14 protein-coding genes and 1 pseudogene are annotated in these 19,233 nt (G+C 61.6%); 6 read left to right on the plus strand and 9 right to left on the minus strand.

From position 1 onward, the window contains the following. Nucleotides 1–59 precede the first annotated feature (59 nt). From ACI7M0_RS14960 to ACI7M0_RS14980, 5 genes are all read right to left on the minus strand, one after another. Nucleotides 60–1,277 carry a fumarylacetoacetate hydrolase family protein gene (locus ACI7M0_RS14960; protein WP_129932676.1) on the minus strand — a complete coding sequence of 406 codons (1,218 nt, stop codon included), beginning with the start codon at nucleotides 1,275–1,277 and terminating at the stop codon, nucleotides 60–62. A gap of 20 nt (nucleotides 1,278–1,297) precedes the next feature. Next, nucleotides 1,298–2,356 carry an Ldh family oxidoreductase gene (locus ACI7M0_RS14965; protein WP_104961872.1) on the minus strand — a complete coding sequence of 353 codons (1,059 nt, stop codon included), beginning with the start codon at nucleotides 2,354–2,356 and terminating at the stop codon, nucleotides 1,298–1,300. Nucleotides 2,357–2,391: 35 nt separating this feature from the next. Further along, the gene (locus tag ACI7M0_RS14970; RefSeq protein WP_064493097.1) at nucleotides 2,392–3,933 is read right to left on the minus strand and encodes a UxaA family hydrolase; all 1,542 of its coding nucleotides are present in this window, start codon (nucleotides 3,931–3,933) and stop codon (nucleotides 2,392–2,394) included. A gap of 146 nt (nucleotides 3,934–4,079) precedes the next feature. Next, entirely contained in the window at nucleotides 4,080–5,051 is a 972-nt protein-coding gene (locus ACI7M0_RS14975) for a LysR family transcriptional regulator (protein WP_129932677.1), read from the minus strand. 27 nt (nucleotides 5,052–5,078) lie between these two features. After that, nucleotides 5,079–6,026, minus strand: coding sequence for a LysR family transcriptional regulator (locus ACI7M0_RS14980; RefSeq protein ID WP_129932678.1), 948 nt, complete (start codon nucleotides 6,024–6,026; stop codon nucleotides 5,079–5,081). A 101-nt stretch (nucleotides 6,027–6,127) separates the two neighbouring features. Here ACI7M0_RS14980 and ACI7M0_RS14985 point away from each other — a divergent pair, with 101 nt between their 5' ends. Then, on the plus strand, nucleotides 6,128–7,441 hold the full coding sequence (locus ACI7M0_RS14985) for an L-fuconate dehydratase (RefSeq protein ID WP_049586184.1): 1,314 nt from the start codon (nucleotides 6,128–6,130) through the stop codon (nucleotides 7,439–7,441). 66 nt (nucleotides 7,442–7,507) lie between these two features. Next, nucleotides 7,508–8,809 carry an MFS transporter gene (locus tag ACI7M0_RS14990; protein ID WP_129932679.1) on the plus strand — a complete coding sequence of 434 codons (1,302 nt, stop codon included), beginning with the start codon at nucleotides 7,508–7,510 and terminating at the stop codon, nucleotides 8,807–8,809. A gap of 127 nt (nucleotides 8,810–8,936) precedes the next feature. Here ACI7M0_RS14990 and ACI7M0_RS14995 read toward each other — a convergent pair whose 3' ends face one another. The 3 genes from ACI7M0_RS14995 to ACI7M0_RS15005 form a co-directional block, all read right to left on the minus strand. Then, nucleotides 8,937–10,292, minus strand: coding sequence for a GntR family transcriptional regulator (locus tag ACI7M0_RS14995; RefSeq protein WP_129932680.1), 1,356 nt, complete (start codon nucleotides 10,290–10,292; stop codon nucleotides 8,937–8,939). Further along, nucleotides 10,292–11,677, minus strand: coding sequence for a hypothetical protein (locus ACI7M0_RS15000; RefSeq protein ID WP_129932681.1), 1,386 nt, complete (start codon nucleotides 11,675–11,677; stop codon nucleotides 10,292–10,294). The genes ACI7M0_RS14995 and ACI7M0_RS15000 overlap by 1 nt, the downstream gene beginning before the upstream one ends. 514 nt (nucleotides 11,678–12,191) lie before the next feature. Next, entirely contained in the window at nucleotides 12,192–13,214 is a 1,023-nt protein-coding gene (locus tag ACI7M0_RS15005; RefSeq protein WP_014591301.1) for a zinc-dependent alcohol dehydrogenase family protein, read from the minus strand. A 206-nt stretch (nucleotides 13,215–13,420) separates the two neighbouring features. On the opposite strand from ACI7M0_RS15005, the gene ACI7M0_RS15010 reads away from it, so the two are divergent. Continuing rightward, the gene (locus ACI7M0_RS15010; protein ID WP_003253946.1) at nucleotides 13,421–14,335 is read left to right on the plus strand and encodes a LysR family transcriptional regulator; all 915 of its coding nucleotides are present in this window, start codon (nucleotides 13,421–13,423) and stop codon (nucleotides 14,333–14,335) included. Nucleotides 14,336–14,416: 81 nt separating this feature from the next. Here the strand turns inward: ACI7M0_RS15010 and yfcF are convergent. After that, nucleotides 14,417–15,049: pseudogene (gene yfcF, locus ACI7M0_RS15015) on the minus strand (glutathione transferase). A 449-nt stretch (nucleotides 15,050–15,498) separates the two neighbouring features. On the opposite strand from yfcF, the gene ACI7M0_RS15020 reads away from it, so the two are divergent. From ACI7M0_RS15020 to ACI7M0_RS15030, 3 genes are all read left to right on the plus strand, one after another. Continuing rightward, nucleotides 15,499–16,557, plus strand: coding sequence for an IS110-like element ISPpu11 family transposase (locus ACI7M0_RS15020; protein WP_405314606.1), 1,059 nt, complete (start codon nucleotides 15,499–15,501; stop codon nucleotides 16,555–16,557). 761 nt (nucleotides 16,558–17,318) lie between these two features. Then, nucleotides 17,319–17,741 (plus strand): hypothetical protein, encoded by a 423-nt coding sequence (locus tag ACI7M0_RS15025; protein WP_047603561.1) that lies wholly within the window; start codon nucleotides 17,319–17,321, stop codon nucleotides 17,739–17,741. Continuing rightward, nucleotides 17,738–18,925: an MBL fold metallo-hydrolase gene (locus ACI7M0_RS15030; RefSeq protein ID WP_129932952.1), complete on the plus strand. Its 1,188-nt coding sequence runs from the start codon at nucleotides 17,738–17,740 to the stop codon at nucleotides 18,923–18,925. Before ACI7M0_RS15025 ends, ACI7M0_RS15030 begins: the two co-directional genes overlap by 4 nt. Nucleotides 18,926–19,233: the final 308 nt, after the last annotated feature.

Genomic DNA, 19,233 nt, shown 5'->3' on the forward strand with positions numbered 1-19,233 from the left:
TGTCAGCGCCTTGACGATCCCTCGATGATGCTGCGCCCCTCCCTGACGCAGCGAGCCGTTCAAAGCGGGCGGGCGGTGGCCGCGACCTCCAGCAGGCCACGCCGGCCGAGGTTGTCGATCAACGCGCGCAGGCCGAAGTCCCACTGCGGTGCCAGATCGCTGGTGGTCACGCGGTTGCACAGGGTACCCAGTTGCGGGTTGCTGATGCTCACCACGTCACCCGGTTTGTGGGTAAAGCCGTTACCCGGCTGATCGCGGTCCTGCTTGGGGGCGAACAGGGTACCGAGGAACAGCACCAGGCCGTCAGGGTACTGGTGGTTTTCGTTGAGGGTTTGCTGCACCAGGTCTTGCGGGTCACGGCTGATCTGGCGCATGGAACTGCGCCCGGAGAGGATAAAGCCGTCCTCGCCTTCCACCCGCAGGTCCACCTCGGCAGCACGCACATCGTCCAGGCCGAAGCTTTCGTCGAACAACCGCAGCAGCGGGCCCAGTGCAGTGGAAGCGTTGTTGTCCTTGGCCTTGGACAGCAGCAACGCACTACGCCCTTCGAAGTCGCGCAGGTTGACGTCGTTGCCGAGCATGGCGCCCTTGATGCTGCCATTGCTCGACACGGCCAGCACCACTTCCGGCTCTGGGTTGTTCCAGCTGGACTTGGGGTGGATGCCGATGTCGGCACCGTGGCCAACCGCAGACAGCGGTTGGGCCTTGGTGAACACTTCGGCATCCGGGCCAATACCCACCTCCAGGTACTGCGACCACAGGCCCTGCTCTACCAGCACCTTGCGCAGCGCTTCGGCCTGAGCCGAGCCGGGCACAATCTGCGACAGGTCGGCGCCAATGCGGCTGGCCAGGGTGTCACGGATGGCGTCGGCCTTGGCCGGGTCGCCCTTGGCTTGTTCTTCTACCACACGCTCCAGCAGGCTGGTGGCGAAGGTCACACCTGCGGCCTTCACCGCTTGCAGGTCGATCGGCGCCAGCAGCCACGGCTGGTGCGGGGTGCGCCGTGCAGGATCGCTGTTGTCCAGCAATGCCGGCAGCGCAATCAAGGGTTCGGCCAGCGGCAAGGCACGCAGGTAGGCCACCGGATCGTCCACTTCCAGCAGCGCCGAGACGGTCGCCACGTGGGTGCTGATGTCGTAGACGGCGCCGGCTTTCACCAGCACCACCGCCGGCCCCTGCTCCGGCAACCAGACGCGCCCTACCCAGCTGCCGCTGTCGAAAACGCTGGCATCATGGTTCACTGGCAGCGGTTGATTGGCGTTCGTTCGATCAGTCATCTGTGTTCCCTTGCTGTGCATCATTGGAAAAGTCCCGGCAGTTGCAACTGCCCAGCCACGCGCTCAAGGTCGGCTATCAGCTGCGGCGAAAGGTTCACGCCCTGCTCCAAGGCCTGTCGACGCAGGGCAAGGCCTGCTTGCCCCGGCAGGCGTACCGGGCGTTCGGGGTCGAGCGGGCGGCTTGCCAGAACCAATCCCCCCAGGAAGCTGGTTTCGTCGAGGAACGCCTCCAGGCCGCCGAACATGCGCGGGTCAATCACCAGCGCAGTGGCCGAGGCGCCCCACTGATCCGGTGCATCCTTGCGCCCATGGCCGGCCAGCCCCGAGGTGAGGGCTTCGACCAACAGCGCAAGGGCAAACCCTTTGTGGCCAAAGGCCTGGCCGCCGAGCGGCAGGATGCTGCCTTGCGGGCGGGTAAAGAAATCGCCCGGGTCATCGCTGAGCTGCCCGTCATTGCTCACCAGCACAGGGTGCGGCAGACGCCGGCCGGCATCGCGGCATTGGCCGACCAGGCCGAGGGTGACGGTGGACATGCTGACATCCAGCAGGATCGGCTCACCCTGGGTCGGGATACCGGCAGCAATCGGGTTGGGGGTGTACACCGGGTCGATGCCACCATGAGCACAGACCAACCCCACCGACGGATCCGACGAGTAGACCATGGCCAGCAACCCTTGGTCGGTGTATGGCTTGAGGTAGGCGGCCAGGCAGCCGATATGGGCAGCGCGGCGTACTACCGCAATACCGATGCCCTGCTTGGTCGCGCCCGCGGCCGCGCAATCCAGTGCCCGGCTGACGCAATAGGGCCCCAACACGTAGTGGCCGTCGAACAGGCTGGAAACACCACTGTCGGCGACCTGTTCCAGCGCTTGCGCGCGGGCCTTTACCTGCCCGCTGAGCATGCCGTCGATGTAGCGGCTGACCAGGTTGAGGCCATGGGTACGGTGGCCGAGCAGTTCGCCTTCGAGCAGCACCCGGGTCACCACCTGGGCGACGTCCACGTCGGCTCCGGCTTTCATGAACAGTTGCTCGACAAACGTGGTAAGCGCTTGCACGTTGTACAGCGTGGTTTGAATCATTGCAGTTGCCTCGCAAATGGGACGGGAGCGGTCGATCAGGTCACGGCGCCGATCTGCCACGGGACGAACTCGTTTTGCCCGTAGCCGTGCTGTTCGCTCTTGCTGCGTTCCCCGGAGGCAATGCGCAGCATCTGCTCGAAGATGAATGCGCCGCGCTCCTCGATGCTGGTGGAGCCATCGGCGATGCCGCCGCAATTGACGTCCATGTCCTCTTGCTGGTGCTCGAACACCCGGTTGTTGGTTGCCAGCTTGATCGATGGCGCCGGGGCACAGCCGTAGGCCGAGCCGCGGCCGGTGGTGAAGGCGATCAGGTTGGCCCCGCCGGCCACCTGACCGGTGGCCGAGACCGGGTCGTAGCCGGGGGTGTCCATGAACACCAGGCCCTGGGCTCGCACGGCTTGCGCGTACTGATACACATCGACCAGGTTGCTGGAGCCTGCCTTGGCCACTGCGCCCAGGGATTTCTCGAGGATAGTGGTCAGCCCCCCTGCCTTGTTGCCGGCCGAGGGGTTGTTGTTCAATTCGGCGTTCATACGCTGGCAGTAGTCTTCCCACCAGCGAATGCGCGCCACCAGCTTCTCCCCCACCTCACGGCTTACCGCGCGCCGCGTGAGCAAGTGCTCGGCACCATAGATTTCCGGGGTTTCGGAGAGAATGGCGGTACCACCGGCGGCCACCAGGCGGTCAACGGCATTGCCCAGTGCCGGGTTGGCGGTGATCCCCGAATAGCCATCTGAGCCGCCGCACTGCAGGCCGACCACCAGGTGGCGGGCACTGACCGGCTGGCGCCGTACCTGATTGGCCTCGGCCAACAGCGCCTTGACCTGGGCGATACCGGCAGCGATGGTTTTCGAAGTGCCCCCGATCCCTTGGATGGTAAAGGCGCGCAGTTGCGCACTCGCCTGCAGGCCCTGGGTTTCCAGCAGGGTTTCGATCTGGTTGGTTTCGCAGCCCAGGCCGATGATCAGCACGGCAGCGAAGTTGGGGTGGACGGCGTAACCGGCCAGGGTGCGGCGCAACAGGCCCAGGGCTTCACCGCTCGGGTCCACTGCGCAGCCGGCACCGTGGGTCAGGGCGACCACTCCGTCGACATTCGGGTAGTCGGCCAGCACCTCGGGGTGAATGTCACGGCGGAAATGGTCGGCCACGGCCCGGGCCACGGTCGCCGAACAATTCACTGAGGTGAGAATGCCGATGTAGTTGCGGGTGGCGACACGGCCATCGGCGCGCACGATGCCCTGGAACTGCGCGGCGCTGCCTGGCAGGCTGCGGGTATCGACACCAAACGCATAGTCGCGGGCAAAATCGCCCATCTGCACGTTGTGCACATGCACATGGTCGCCAGCGTCGATCGCCTGGGACGCAAACCCGATGATCTGCCCGTAACGGCGCAACGGCTGGCCCTGCGCCACAGGCTCGGTGGCGAGCTTGTGGCCTGAAGGGATGGGTTGGCGCACGGTAATCGCCTCGGCATCCAGGCGCACGCCTGGCAGCAGGGCCTGGCGGGCGATGACGACGTTGTCCAAAGGGTTGAGGCGGATGACGGCGGGGTCACCGGATTTGGCAATCAGTTGCATGGGACCTCTCAGGGCGGAGCGGCTGACTTCTTGTTATGGCTGTAGCCACTGTAAGAAGCCTGGTGCCGCATTCCCAATGAGATGATCCGATCGAGCGATAACCTGAAGTTATCGCAAGGGTATTCCGGTGCGTTATCTTCAATCGGCTAGGGGCAGAACGCAGTATCTTCCGGAGATTGCCGCCGGCGTTGCGCGCCCTCCAGCAGAATCTCGACAAACGCCCTGGCGGAGGCGCTCAGCGGTTCATCCTTGCGGGTGACCACTCCATACTCCAGCGCGGGCACCTGCAAAGGGCTGCGCAGCTCCTTGAACTGCCCGCTGGCCAACTGCGCGGCCACCATCGAGCGCGGTAGCATGGCAATCATCGGTGCCGATTGCAGCAACTGCAGGAACATGGGCATGGAGATGGTCTCCACGCAGTCGGCAGGCGTGGCGATTCCGGCCACCCGGAACGCCTGCTCCAGGCGGTTGCGGATCGGCGTACCCACCGGGTACAGCACCCACGGCCAATCGCCTAGCGCCTCAAGCGGTGTGTTGTCGAGCTGATTGAGCGGGTGCTCGCTGTTCACCACCAGGCTGAAGGGTTCAGGCTCCAGCGGCTGGAAGTCGAACAGCTGACCGAAGCGTTCCTCGGTGAAGCGGCCAATCATGATGTCCAGCTTGTTCTGCTCGAGCATGGTCAGCAGGTGATCGCTGGAATGCTCCACCACTTCAATCGACAGTAACGGGCTTCGCGCCTTGATGGCGGCGATGGCCTGCGGCAATACCAATGCGGTCGCGGCAAAGATCCCGCCAACGCGGATGAAACCGTGCCCGCCGTTGCGCAGGCGGTTGACCTGGTCGACGAACTGTTGCGACTCGGCCAGGGCACCCTGGGCGTACCGCACCACGTATTCACCCAGTTCGGTGGGCGGCATGCTGCGAGGCAGGCGCTCGAACAGGGCAAAGCCGAACTGCTCCTCAAGGTCACGCAGCATTTTGCTGAGCGCCGGCTGGCTGAGGTTCATGCGCGTGGCCGTGGCGTGCATGTTGCGCGTGCGCGCCAGGGTGTCGATCAACACCAGGTGCTTGTAGCGGATCCAGTTGCAAAAACTGGAATGGGTCATGTCCGGCGGCATAGACGCAGGGCCTCATGCAGGTGAAAGTTATTGTGCCCGCAGGTAGCGCAGCAAGGTATCAAGGGCAACCGAGTTGGGCCGCGAACGCAGGGTGAGCACACCAAGGTTTGCCATCGCCAGTGGCAACTCCACCGGCAGGATGGCGACCATGCCATAGCGGGCATAATGCTGGGCCACGTCATTGGGCACCACCGCAATCATTTCGGACGCTTCGAGCATGGCAGTGGTCGCCAGAATCGAGGCGGTTTCGACGATATCCAGCGACTGCACCATGCCGCCGGCCTGCAATGCGCTTTCGACGCGACGGCGCATCGGGCTGCCGATGGGGTGCAAGATCCACGTCAAGCTCACCAGGTCGGCCAGTTGCAGCCCTGTGGCTGTCGCCAAGGGATGACCTGCGCGAGCAATCACGCGCATCTGCTCACCGCCGTCGAACAGCTCGATATTCAGTTCCTGGCTGTCACTCTGGTCCGGCAGGCGCCCCACCACCATATCGAAATCACCGCGTAGCAAGGCCGGCAGCAAGGTATCGCTGGTGCCCACCTCCAGCGAGATACGCACCTTGGGCTGGTCGCGCTTGTAGGCCAGCACCGCCCTGGTCAGCACGCCCGGTACCGGGCCCATGACGCTGCCCACCCGCACCAGGCCCAACGCTCCGCGCGCCAGTTCGGCGATTTGCGCCTGGGCATGATCGAACTCATGCAATGCGTTTTGCGCATAGCGAATCATCACCTCGCCATACAGCGTCGCTTGCATCCCCCGGGGCAGGCGCTCGAACAGACGTACCCCCAGGCGCTCCTCGAGCTGCTGTAGCAACAGGCTGGCGGCCGGTTGCGTGGTGTGCATCGCGGCGGCGGCGCGGCGCAGGCTGCCGAATTCACCCAGGGCATTGAGCAACGTGATCTGACGGCTGGAAATCTTCAAGGCACCGAGGCTGGCAGGCGCCTGAGCCTTGTCAGGTGGCAAGCGAGACATATCGAATCCGGTATCACTGATTAAGATTTGGCGATTATGCCTGTATCGCTCGACAACCTACAGTCAGGTCTCCCTGTGCCTGAACAGAACAAGAGTCGACCATGAGCATACGCATTACCCACCTGAGCGTTCGCGATATCCGTTTCCCCACTTCGCTGTCGCTGGATGGCTCCGACGCAATGAACAGTGCCCCCGACTATTCGGCGGCCTACGTGGTGCTGCACACCGACGCTGCCGCCCTCGAGGGCCACGGCCTGACCTTCACCATCGGCCGTGGCAACGAAATATGCGCAGCAGCGGTGCAGTCGCTGGCCCCCTTGATCGTCGGCCTTACGCTCGAAGAAATAAGCGCCGACATGGGCGCTTTCTGGCATCGCTTTACCGTCAGCGACAGCCAGTTGCGCTGGCTGGGCCCGGAAAAGGGCGTGATCCACCTGGCCACCGCCGCCATCATCAACGCGGTGTGGGACCTGTGGGCCAAGCACGAGGGCAAGCCCGTGTGGAAACTGCTGGCCGACATGACGCCAGAGCAGCTGGTGCGCTGCCTGGACTTCAGCTACGTCACTGACGTGCTCACCCCCGAAGAGGCCATCGCCCTGCTGCGCCGCCAGGCGCCGGGCAAAGCCGAGCGCGAGGCACACATGCTGCGTGAAGGCTACCCCGGGTACACCACTGCCCCGGGCTGGCTGGGCTACAGCGAAGAGAAAATGCGCAAACTGGCCCGCGAGGCCGTGGCAGACGGCTGGACCCACATCAAACAGAAGATCGGGGCCGACCTGGAAGAAGACATCCGCCGCGCCAGCATCCTGCGCGACGAAATCGGCTGGGAACGCACCCTGATGATGGATGCCAACCAAGTGTGGGGCGTCGAAGAGTCGGTGGCCAACATGCGCCGCCTGGCCGCATTCGAACCGCTTTGGATCGAAGAACCGACCAGCCCCGATGACATTCTCGGCCACGCCACCATTCGCCAGCGCATTGCGCCAATCGGTGTCGCCACCGGTGAGCATTGCCACAACCGGGTGATGTTCAAGCAGATGTTCCAGGCCGGTGCACTGGACTTCTGCCAGCTGGACGCAGCCCGCCTGGGTGGCCTTAACGAGGTCCTGATCGTGCTGCTGATGGCCGCCAAGTACGACGTGCCGGTCTGCCCGCACGGCGGTGGCGTCGGGCTGTGCGAATATGTGCAGAACATCGCGCTTTTCGACTACATCGCGGTTTCTGCCTCGCTGCACAACCGGGTGCTGGAGTACGTCGACCACCTGCACGAGCACTTCATCGACCCGGTGGTGATCCATCGCGGGCGCTACATGCCGCCACAACGCCCTGGCTACAGCATCGAGATGCACGCTGAGACCCTGGAACGTTACCAGTACCCCAACGGCGCCGTGTGGCTCGACATCAACCGTTCCTGACCCACAGACCTGAGTGTGCCGCTGCTGCGCGGCACACCACCAGCACTTTTCACGGGGAAAAAAACAATGACAACCCTCACCCGCGCAGCGGCTTGCGCCCCTGCCACCCCCCATGAGCAGCGCTTGAACGGCCTGCTGCTACGCAAATTGATGCCACTGCTCATCGTCGTCTATGTGATGAGCTTTCTTGACCGCACCAACATCGCCCTGGCGAAAGCCAGCATGGGCATCGACCTGGGCCTTTCGGCAGCAGCCTATGGCCTGGGCGCGGGCTTGTTCTTCCTCACCTACGCCTTGGCCGAAGTGCCCAGCAACCTGATCATGCACCGGGTGGGCGCGCGCTTCTGGATCACCCGTATCATGATTACCTGGGGTTTGCTCTCGGCGGGCATGGCCTTCGTTCAGGGTGAAACCTCGTTCTACATCATGCGCCTGTTGCTGGGGGTAGCCGAAGCTGGCCTGTTCCCCGGGGTAATGCTGTACCTGACCTACTGGTTCGACCGCGAACAACGCGCCCGTGCCACGGGGTACTTCCTGCTGGGTGTGTGCCTGGCCAACATCCTTAGCGGCCCGCTGGGCGGTGCCCTGCTGGAGCTGGACGGTGTACTGGGCTGGCATGGCTGGCAATGGTTGTTCGTGCTCGAAGGCCTGCCCGCCGTAGCCTTGGCCTATGTCGTGTGGAAGAAGCTGCCGGACGGTCCGGCCTCGGCGCCTTGGCTGACGGCTGCCGACGCCCAGGACATCGAGCGCCGCCTGGCCGCAGAGCAGGCGGCCGCACCGCAGCAGAGCAAGCTGGGGCAGATGTTCCGCGACCGGCAGATCTGGCTGGCAATCGCGGTCTACTTCGTGCACCAGATCACCATCTACACGGTGATTTTCTTCCTGCCGGGCATTATCGGCACCTACGCTGCGCTTTCGCCCTTCCAGGTCGGCCTGCTGACAGCGGTGCCGTGGATTGCAGCAGCCATTGGCGCAGCTACCTTCCCACGCCTGGCCACCTCGCCGCGCCGCTGCCGCACGCTGCTGTTCTTTGGCCTGCTGACCATGGCGGCCGGATTGCTGCTGGCATCGCTGGCCAACTCGTTCATCGGCCTGATCGGGTTTTCCCTGACCGCGCTGATGCTGTTCGTGGTGCAGTCGATCATCTTCGTCTTCCCCTCCAGCCGACTGAGCGGCAGTGCGTTGGCGGCGGGCCTGGCCTTCGTCACCACTTGCGGTCTGTTTGGCGGTTTCGTCGGGCCGTCGGTGATGGGCTTGATCGAGCAGACCACCGGCAGCACCCGCAACGGGTTGTGGATCATTGCCGCGTTGCTGGTATGTGCGGCGCTGATCAGTACCCGTTTGCGTCAGGGGCAAGAGCAACCCTGAGGAGAACTCAATTTACGCCCCCTGCAGGTGGCTCTTTGTGCTGCGAATGAACCTTGAGGTTTTCAGGCCGTCATTTCACTTGTCGGCCCTCTCGCAGTACTTGGCAGCACCTGCAAGCGTCTTGATTTCAACTTGTGAAGCGGGTGTTTCGCCCGCAGCGCACCTCAAGCGCCTGCGCCAGTCGCCTTACCGCCAGTTGCAGTTCATCCGGGCGCCCACCCAGCCAGATCAGCGCAAGGTGTTGAGGGTAATGCCCCGGCAGGCCGAACTGCTCACCCGGTAGTGCGTGCAGTGCAGAACCTGCCAACGCTGCGGCAATACCGTCCCACGCCAGCGGCTGGCAAAAGCTCACCCACAGCATTTGCCCACCTTGCGGCATGTCGAAGACCACCCGTTGGCCGAATTGCGATTGCAGTACATGCGCCAGGTATTGCGTACGCCTTTGCAAGTCTGTGCGTTGCTGTACCAGCTGTGTTTCGATTTCCCCCTTGCCGAGCATGTGAGCAAGCGCCTGCAAACGTAGCGGCGCAAGCCGAAACGCCCGTTCGGCGAATGCCTTGGCCAGCACGGTGTCACGGCTCAGTAAATAGGCATACGGCGCCTCTGCCCCCACTGCGGCCTCGAACGTGCCCATCACCAGAAGCCAGCGCGGGTCGATCCAGTCACGCAGGCGTGTGCTCGGCGGCCCGTCGTAACAGAGCTCGCTGTCCAGGTCGTTTTCCAGCAGCCATACAGGGTGCTGGCCAAGCAAAAGACCAAGCTGCTGCTGGTAATACGGGGAAACCAGCCGCCCTTGTGGCATGCCCAGGCAAGACGGCATGACCAGCAGGCTTACCGGCTCGCTACCCAGCAGCTTGGCCAACGCGTGCAGCTCGGGGTTGCCACGGGCATCCAGTGGTGCCTCCAGCACGCGCATGCCGGCACGCGCCAGGGCGCGCAACACTTGCCAGCAACAGGGCGAATGCACCAATGCGGTACCACCTTGAAGGGCCAGCGCCGCAAGCAGCGTCTCCAGCAACGCGAGCACATCGGGGGCCAGATGGACGTCATCGGCATGCCAGTACTGGTTGGAGCAGCGGGTGTATCGCTCAGCCACGGCACTGCGCAAACGGGCGCTACCCAGCGCTTCCCAGGACGCAACGCTGCGATCACGCTGACGGGCCAAACGCCGTTCGTGACCAAGCAGCATGCGCTCCAACAGTGGCTGCGTCGGCAAGGGAGGCTGCCGGGCCACGGCCACAGCCTGATCTTTGCCATCGTTCTGTACGTAATAGCCCGACCTCGGCAGGCAGTGTACACGGCCCTCCTCTTCCAGCAGGCTGTAGGCACTTTGTACCGTCGCCAACGACACCCGCAGCCGCCGGGACAACTCACGCAATGACGGCAACCGGCATGTGCCAACGCCTGCAGCTTGTTCGATCAACGCTTCCAGGTAGCGATACACCTTGCGATACGCGAACTCGCCTGGGGCCGCTCGCCCCATCAAGGCAGCCCCGCAACACCACGCCGCCGCCCCAACGCCAGCTGTGGCAGCAGCCTCAGGTGTACATCGCGGCGGGCCAGGTTGTTAAGCAGGCGCCATCCCGCCAACGGCAACTGCCCATCATAAATTTGCCGCAGTTGCCCCAACGGCAAGCCACTGGTATTCACCAGCCAGGCTTTGACTGCATCGGGGCAGGGTTTGCCTTGCAAGGCCCTGTGCAGGTACGGCAACGCCACCACCATGTCGGCGTGCCGACACTGCAAGAACCGCTCGAGGTTTTTCCCCTGCCTGGCAAACGGGCTGAACAGCAGGCACACCAGTTGGGCCTGGTTGATGCCGTAGGCTTTGCCAAATAGCAACGGCACGGCGTCACGCTGCTTGCTGCCACCCGCCTGCCCTGCCAGCCTCAGCGCTGGGCGCCCGGCCAGCGGCTCCAGACTGCGGGCGCGCAGTTCATGCAGCTGTGCCGTGGCTAGCGAGTCGACGAACTCGGACAGCGGCAAAGCATCCGCAGCCGTCTCGAAGTGACAACCCAGCATCGCGTCAAGCTGCTGCTCTTCAAGCAAGTGCGGCAACAGGTCATCAATAGCGATCAGCCGCACCGGCGCACGCTCCGGTACGGCGCCTGGAACCGGCTCGTGCTGACCACCCGGTGCGCCCCCAACAGCACCGTGCAATCGGCTCAGCCCTTGGGCCAGCGCCGCCAGGCACTGGTGCACTGCATGCGGGGCATGCACGCCGGCCAGGCGCAGGCTACGCCGGGCCCACGCCAGGTATCGGCGCCGCTGGAGCCCGGGCATGGCGGTGACCAACGCATCGGGAGGCACCGCTGCCTGCAGCGCCTGAACCACGGCGCCCGCCAGCTCCAGGTACAGGCGGCAACCCAGCAGGGCTTCCGGCCTGGCATCGATCATGTGGCCGAACATCAACATCGCGTCCCTCGCCAGCAGCCAGCGCTCAGGCATTACCGAGAGCCGACAACTGAACGGCACCACTGCTCGCCCCTCGATCATCTGCAATTGCACGCGCGGGTCATCCTGCATGAACAACGCGCTAAAACTGCGCTCGTGAGCTTCCAGCGTGGCGCTATCGGCAACCGGCAGGCTGACCACCAATACCCGCAGCTGGAAGGTTACCGGCGAACGCAGGGCAATGCTCAGCTGCGCGGCACGCAACATGGCCAGCAGCCGGCTGCTGCGGCGGTCGCTCCCTTGCAATACCTGCAAGCTGAAAGTACCGATGTACTCCGGCCCGCCTGCAGCGACCAACAGGCGTTGTATCAGCAACTGCAAGGAAGCGCGCTGCGCCTGGGACATGTGATTCAACAAGCGCTCGAGTACTTGCTGGTAGATATAATGCATCGCCTGGTCGTGAATAGCAGTCACGCAATCACCTCATCAACTTCATGCAGCCAGCGCATGCACCCAACATTTGAGCGTGAACATGCACCAAACTTACCTAGAAGAAATTTCCTACAACAAAATGAAAGTAATGACGTAACCCTTCACTGTCGCCAAGCCATCGAGAAAAAACCGCCCCTGCGATGGCCTGTCGCTGTCACATACTGCTCCATATCAGGCATAGCCATGCTCATCCCACGTTCCTTGCACAAACTATCATTGGGCCATTATCGAGAGGGAGGCAGCGCGAATTGAAGATACAGTTCAGGGTAAAAAAACCATTCAGCATCCGTGTCAGTTCACAGTGACTCGCAAGGCAAAAGCGTTCAAGGCTGATTATTTGCCGGGATATTTCTGACATCCCGAAAGCTACTGACTTATATGTAGTCCATATCGTGATTTATTGTAGGAACAGTCCTACTTTAAGTGTTGAATCACTTTATCCCGCGCACAAAAAACCCGGGACCTTGCCCGGGTTCGTCGCTTGCGCCATCCACCGTCAGTGATGCGCCATGTCCAGCACGACGCGCCCGCCGCACGGGCATTGGTCCATGTAGCGATGCGCCTCGACCACCTGCTCGAACGGGTACACCTTGATGATCTGCGGTGTCAGCAGCTGGTCGGCCGTGAACTGGTTGATATCGCGCAAGGCACGCTGCAGCGCCACCTGGTCCTGGCTGATGCCAAGCTCTGGCTTGCCGGTGAAATTACCGATGCAGTGCACATAGAACTGAATGTTCTTCTGGAATGCCGCGCAGGCCGGGAACGGCGTCTGGTTGCCGCCTTGCAGACCGTACAGCACCAGGCTGCCACGCGGCGCCAGCACATCACCCAACAGCGACATCTGCGGGCCGCCCATGCCGTCGAGCACCATGTCCACACCACGGCCATCGGTGTACTTGCCAATCTGCAGCAGCAGGTCTTGCTCTTCGGTGACGATCACTTTGTCTGCGCCCAAGCCCAGCAGGTAGTCACGCTGCGCCGCTTCCTTGGTGGCGGCGAACACTTTCAGCCCCAGGGCCCTGCCCAGTTGCACGAAGGCAGGCCCGGCGCAATGGCTGGCATCGGTGACCAGTGCTGTCTGCCCGGCCTTGGCCCGTGCCAGGTCGACGTAGGCGAAATAGGCGATCAGCAGCGGGGTGTAGTGCACGCTGGCCTCGATCGGAGTGAGCACATTCGGGTAGCGCGTGATGGCTGTACGGGGCAGTACGATGACATCGCCGTACACCGGGTGGTCGTTGGCACTGGTGGCCGGGAAGCTGGCGACCCGGTCACCGACGGCAATGTCATCGACCCCTTCACCAACCGCAGTCACCACCCCGGCCATTTCGTGACCGATCCCCGCTGGCAGACGCGCCTGGGACGGTGCCAGATTCTGGCGCCAAAGCACGTCATACCAGCTGACGCCAACCGCCTCGACGCGGATCTGCACCTCGTCGGCAGCGGGTGACGGTTCGGCCTGCTCTTCGCAACGGAGCACGTCGGCAGCACCGAACTTGTGGAAACGGATCATGCGGGACATCGCATACCTCGCCTTTGTGAACCTCTAATTACCACTGACTCTATCCGGGCTTTGCCCGTTAGACCATCAGTGGCCATTAATAGTCGACATGCTTGTCATCGATTGGGCACCTGACTTTCCCTGCGATTGGTCCCCCTAAACCCGTGCAGGGTAACAGCCTTTGGCCTTAAGATTCACCTCTGCCCCACATTAGGCGAAGCGCACCGATGAATCGAAACGACCTGCGTCGTGTAGACCTCAACCTGCTGATCGTGTTCGAAACGCTGATGCACGAGCGCAGCGTGACCCGTGCCGCAGAAAAACTGTTTCTCGGCCAACCGGCCATCAGCGCGGCGCTGTCGCGCCTGCGCAACCTGTTCGATGACCCGCTGTTCGTGCGCACAGGGCGCAGCATGGAGCCGTCGGCACGGGCCCACGAGATCTTCGCCCTGCTGTCACCGGCACTGGATTCGATTTCCACGGCAGTCAGCCGCGCCGCCGAATTCGACCCGGCCACCAGCAATGCGGTGTTCCGCATCGGCCTGTCGGACGACGCCGAGTTCGCCTTGCTGCCGCAACTGCTCAAGCGCATTCGCGCCGAGGCGCCCGGTATCGTGCTGGTGGTGCGACGGGTCAACTACTTGCTGATGCCAACCCTGCTGGCCTCGGGCGAGATTTCGGTGGGGGTCAGCTACACCAGCGAACTGCCGGCCAACGCCAAGCGCAAGGTGTTGCGCCGCAGCATGCCGAAACTGCTGCGCGCCGACAGCGTACCCGGCAGCATCACCCTGGATGACTTCTGCGCCCGGCCCCATGCGCTGGTGTCGTTTGCCGGGGACTTGTCCGGGTTCATCGACGAAGCCCTGGAAGAAATCGGCCGCAAGCGCCACGTGGTGCTGGCGGTACCGCAGTTCAACGGGCTGGGGAGCTTGCTGGCAGGCACCGATATCGTGGCTACGGTACCGGACTACACGGCGGATGCACTGACGGCCGCCGGCGGCTTGCGGGCCGAGGACCTGCCGATACCCGTGCGCAGTTTCGAACTGCACATGGCCTGGCGCGGGGCACAGGACAATGACCCGGCGGAGCGGTGGCTGCGGTCGCGGATACAGATGTTCTTCGGGGATCCGGATAGCCTTTGAATTCCCGCCCTTTAGGCGAATATCTGGATCGGGCCCGATTGCTACCCTCAACCAAGGGCAGCGACCGTCCATACGCCGGCGCTACAGCATGAGTCGCATCAGCTTGACCCACTCCTGCACGGTCGGGCGTTGCCATTGTCGCTGAGCATAATCCTCCAGTTGGGCTGGAAGCCTGTCACCATTATGTATCAATCGATTGAGCATCAATGCCAGATCAACATCGACGATTGACCATCGACCAAACAGGTAATCGGGATTATCAGCAAGCAACAGTTGCGCGGCATTCACCAACTTTTGTTTTGCAGACTCCGCCAGTGCTGACAAGGGGCCGGACTTGAGGCCATAGAATACAACGAGCGTAGAGCGCTCTTGACGAATGGGGAGCAAGTCGCTGCGTAGCCACGCCTGAACTTGCCGCGCCCTGGCACGTTGCAGTGAGTGTTCTGGGTAAATCGGCGTGTGCGGGTACAGCTTCTCCAGATACTCAGTGATTGCCGATGACTCGGACAGCGCGAAATCGCCATGCACCAGAGTGGGCACTCGCTGCGTCAGCGAGAGATGGGAATAACCATCCGCCTGATGCTACAGACTGTCCAGGTCAAGAGGGCTCCATTCGAACTCGATTCCCTTTTCGCGAAGAGCCGTAAAGCACGACATTGCATAAGGACTTGTGAATTGAGCGTCAACATGCAAGCACAGCCCTGAATTGTTCATAGCGTCATCTCCATATGCGGGAGCAATTACGCTAAGAGATCCGGCTCTAGAAATAAGCTGTGGAGCACCTATCGTCTGCCAGGCGAGCTGAATCGCCTGACCCTCGGGGGCGGTATGAACTGGCAGAGCGGCCAGGGACACTGGCCAGCAGGCCCGGCCCTTTCGCGGGTAAACCCGCTCCTACGACGGTCTGCGCATCGGTGTAGGAGCGGGTTTACCCGCGAATACGGTGGCGGCGACAACGGTGAACGGCCAGGGATATCGGCCAGCAGGCCCGCCCCTTTCGCGGGTGAACCCGTTCCACGACGGCCTGCGCCTCGGTGTAATCGATGGACTCGCCCCCGCCGAGGCATCACAGTGCCACGGTGGTGTTCGAAGAAGCCAACGGCAGCGAGGGCGAGACCATGAAAAAGCATAGTTCGAAACACGATTCCCTGTCTTCCACTGATGTGGAGCTTTGCACAACCATCTGCGTAGACCTGGCCAAACAGGTCTTCCAATTAGCAGGCGAGGACGCTACTGGGCGGGTGATCTACGAAGATCGCATCAAATCCCGCCAAGCGTTCCATGATTTCCTGCTCAGGCTGCCAACGACCGTGGCCGTCTTGATGGAGTGCGGTCCAGGTGCGCAAGCCTGGGCCAGGCTGCTGCAGGCCAAAGGTAATCCGGTTCGCATCCTGCCGGCGCAACGTGTCGCCGAACATCGCAGCGGTGCAAAGAACGATCGTAACGACTGCTATGCCATTTTGCGTGCCGGTCGCGATACGAGCATCGCTTCGATACCGATCAAGAGCACCACAGCACTGGCTATTCAAGCGCTGCACCGTATCCGGCGCGGTAACATCAAGCGACATACCGCGCTGGGCAATCAGATCCGTGGTTTGCTACTTGAGCATGGCGTATCCATGCCCCAGGGCGATGCCGCGATCAATAAGCATGTGCCTCAGGCGCTTGAGGATGCTTCCTTGCCTCTACCCGACCTGTTGCGCGAGTTGCTCGATGAGTTGCTGATGGACTGGTTGTCTCTAGGTGAACGCATAGCGGCGCTGAGCCGCCGGCTCGAAGCGACTGCCCAAGAGGATAAAGTCGCTCAGCGACTGATCACCATTCGCGGCGTCGGCCCTATCATTGCCACGGCGATCGTGGCGAAACAGACCGACCCCAGCCGCTTCGCCAGTGGCCGAATGTATTCCGCCTTCTTCGGTATCGTGCCCGATCAGCACAGCAGCGGAAACAAAATCAGATTGGGCAAGATGAGCAAGCGCGGTGACGGCTACATACGCAGCCTGATGATCCAGGGCGCGCATTCCGTCTTGAGCCAGCTAAGGCCTGATTCCGATCAGCCAGATGATCGCCGCCTCTTGCGTTGGCTATCCCGCCTTGGGCGCAAGGAGGCGGCGATCAGGCTGGCTAATCGAAATCTGCGGATTATCTGGGCCCTGTTACAGAGCGATCAGGTTTACCAACGCAAACCGAACGAAAAACCGGAGGCGGCTATGAGCCTCTGACCCACCGGGTAATGCCACCGGGGCGCTAGGCGCTCCAACCCCTGCTAGTGAACATTGACCCTAGGTAAGACCGTCGCAGACCGATGCCTCCGCTCCTACAGGCCTGATAGTGGCCTCAATGTAAACGGCACACTGCGAGCTCACCACGATGTTGGCCAGAAGCAAAAAGCTTCCTCGAACAGGCCTGATACATAGATGCAACCGGGTTCCTATGTTCAAAAAAGCAGCTAGACAGTGTGGGCGAGTCCATACATAGGAGCGGGTTTACCCGCGAATACGGTGGCGACGACAACGGTGAGCGGCCAGGGATATCGGCCAGCAGGCCCGCCCCTTTCGCGGGTGAACCCGTTCCACGACGGTTTGCGCCTCGGTGTAGGAGCGGGTTTACCCGCGAATACGGTGGCGACGGCAACGGTGAGCGGCCAGGGACATTGGCCAGCAGGCCCAGCCCTTTCGCGGGTGAACCCGTTCCACGACGGCCTGCGCATCGGTGTAGGAGCGGCCTTCCGCCCACCGCATGAGTCTAGCGGCATTTGAAACAGCGACAGTTTCTTGCAGCCGCAAAAGTGCAGCGACTTCCAACCTTCCTTGATACTCCAACCGGATCGGGTGAGATGGCGTTTGACAAGTAACGACGGGATGCCTAGACACACTTAATGGTCACCCACTTCTTTGGCCAACGACCTCAAGATTCTTGGGTGGTTGGGTGAAGCCGCTGATGTCTTTACCAGGTTCAATCCCTTCAACAAATAGGAACAGCCGTGAACGACCTAGCGCTTTCTCCCCCCTTCGGTGCATCACACTTGCTCGTGCAAACCGAGGTTTCATCACGAGACGATTGGGCGGACACCAAGGTCATCCTGGAGCAGGGCACGCGATATTTCTTCAGGGCAACTGGTAAGTGGTGGGATGCCTACATCCGTTGTGATGCTAATGGCTACAGTCGCTGGTACACGAATTTTGCCAAGGACCACCTGCGTTGCCGGAAGGACGGAGCCACCTGGTTCACCCTGATCGGGGCCATCGAAGAGTCGAACGACTCATTGTTTGTCATTGGCGATGGCTCGCGTTGGCGCGATGGATGGGTTGCCACCATGAAAGGAAGGCTCACTGTCTTCGCCAACGACATGCCTGGCATGTACTGGAACAACATCTCATCCATCTCGTTGGAGGTGTGGCGATGACCGAGCCCCTGACCCAAACGGGTTGTGCCTGCACCAATAGAACCTTCCCGCAGATGAACAGGCAAAAGCTCCTTGGGTTTGCTGGGTTGATGCTTGTCAGTATCTTCGCCCACGGCTCGGACACTGAGAACCTTGATATCTCCCGTGGCCACGATTTACTCGAGCCAAAAATTCAGTATCTGGGCGTAGGCGGTTGGCTGGTGCACTGGCGTGGAGAAGGCCTGCTATTAGCGCCATCCTTCAGCAACCCTGAAAGTTTCATGGGCCTTCCACCGTTGCGGGTTGTAGCCAACAAGGGGCGGATCGACAAGTACATGCCTGAAGCTAAGGACGTCACGATGCTTCTTGTTGGACACGGCCACTATGACCACCTGTTAGACGTGCCCTGGGTGATGAAAATGCACACCCCGAAAGCTACGCTCTACGGCTCAGACACGGTTGTAAACATTTTGCGTTCGATGCGCTTCGAAAACAAAACGGTGGATGACACTTGGACACACGTGGACCCCAATCGACTCCGGACAGTTAACACGAAAATTGTGGTGAACGGAGAAACCTGGACATCCGGGTATATGGCAACCGTTCAGAGCTGCGAAGGCAGACAGGATGCGTCAACACCTGGACATTGGATTCGCTCAACCGGTGGCCACATCCGAGCAATGCCCATCCAAAGCATGCACGCAAGCCACTTTCTGGGTATTACCATCGCTGACGGATCCTACCCGACGGAACTGAACGAGGTGCCGACAAGCGTGTTCAAATGGAAGCAAGGCCAGTCGATGGCCTGGTTGATTGATTTGCTGGATGACACTCAACCAGATGACAGCAAGGCAAAGGTCAAACACCGCATCCACTTCCAGGACAGTGCTGCCAACCCTCCTTGCGGATTCCCCTCACCGTTGCCCGAGAATCATCCCGTTGACGTGGAGATCCTCGGCGTAGGGTCATGGGATAACGTGAAAAACTATCCGGATGAGATACTGAAGCTGACAAGGCCCAAGCTTGTGCTGCTCGGCCACTGGGAAAATTTCTTCGGGAATGACCCCGGTGACGAAAATCCAAAACCACTACCTCACCAAGACGTCATTGGTATGCGCAAGGCAGTGGATAGGGTCGTCAAGGAAGCCGGAATCAATGCAACCGTAAGCATGCCAGCCCCCCTAAAGGAAGTTAAGCTGCCATAACCTAAGTGCCGGCGAGCACTCCTGACCGATGGGCTGAAAATCTGGCGCCAAATTGCTTCATCTCGAAGGAAGGTGGTCTGAGCCACCCCTTGTCACATAAAGCTGACCGGCCTGAAATGACACCCTCAGAAGAATCTTCTAGTCAGCCCGTCGACCTCTATGAGTAGGGTTAGCTTTATAGTGGCCGAGTACCACGGCATGCTGGGAAGTTGAGGCAGCTCAGGAAAACATTCTGGGCGATCCCGTTATTCATGGCCCGAGCATACCGAGCGGTCATTGCACCACCACACCGCGGACATTCCTGCCCA

The sequence above is a fragment of the Pseudomonas sp. 10(2024) genome (genome assembly GCF_045164175.1).
Lineage (GTDB): Bacteria > Pseudomonadota > Gammaproteobacteria > Pseudomonadales > Pseudomonadaceae > Aquipseudomonas > Aquipseudomonas alloputida.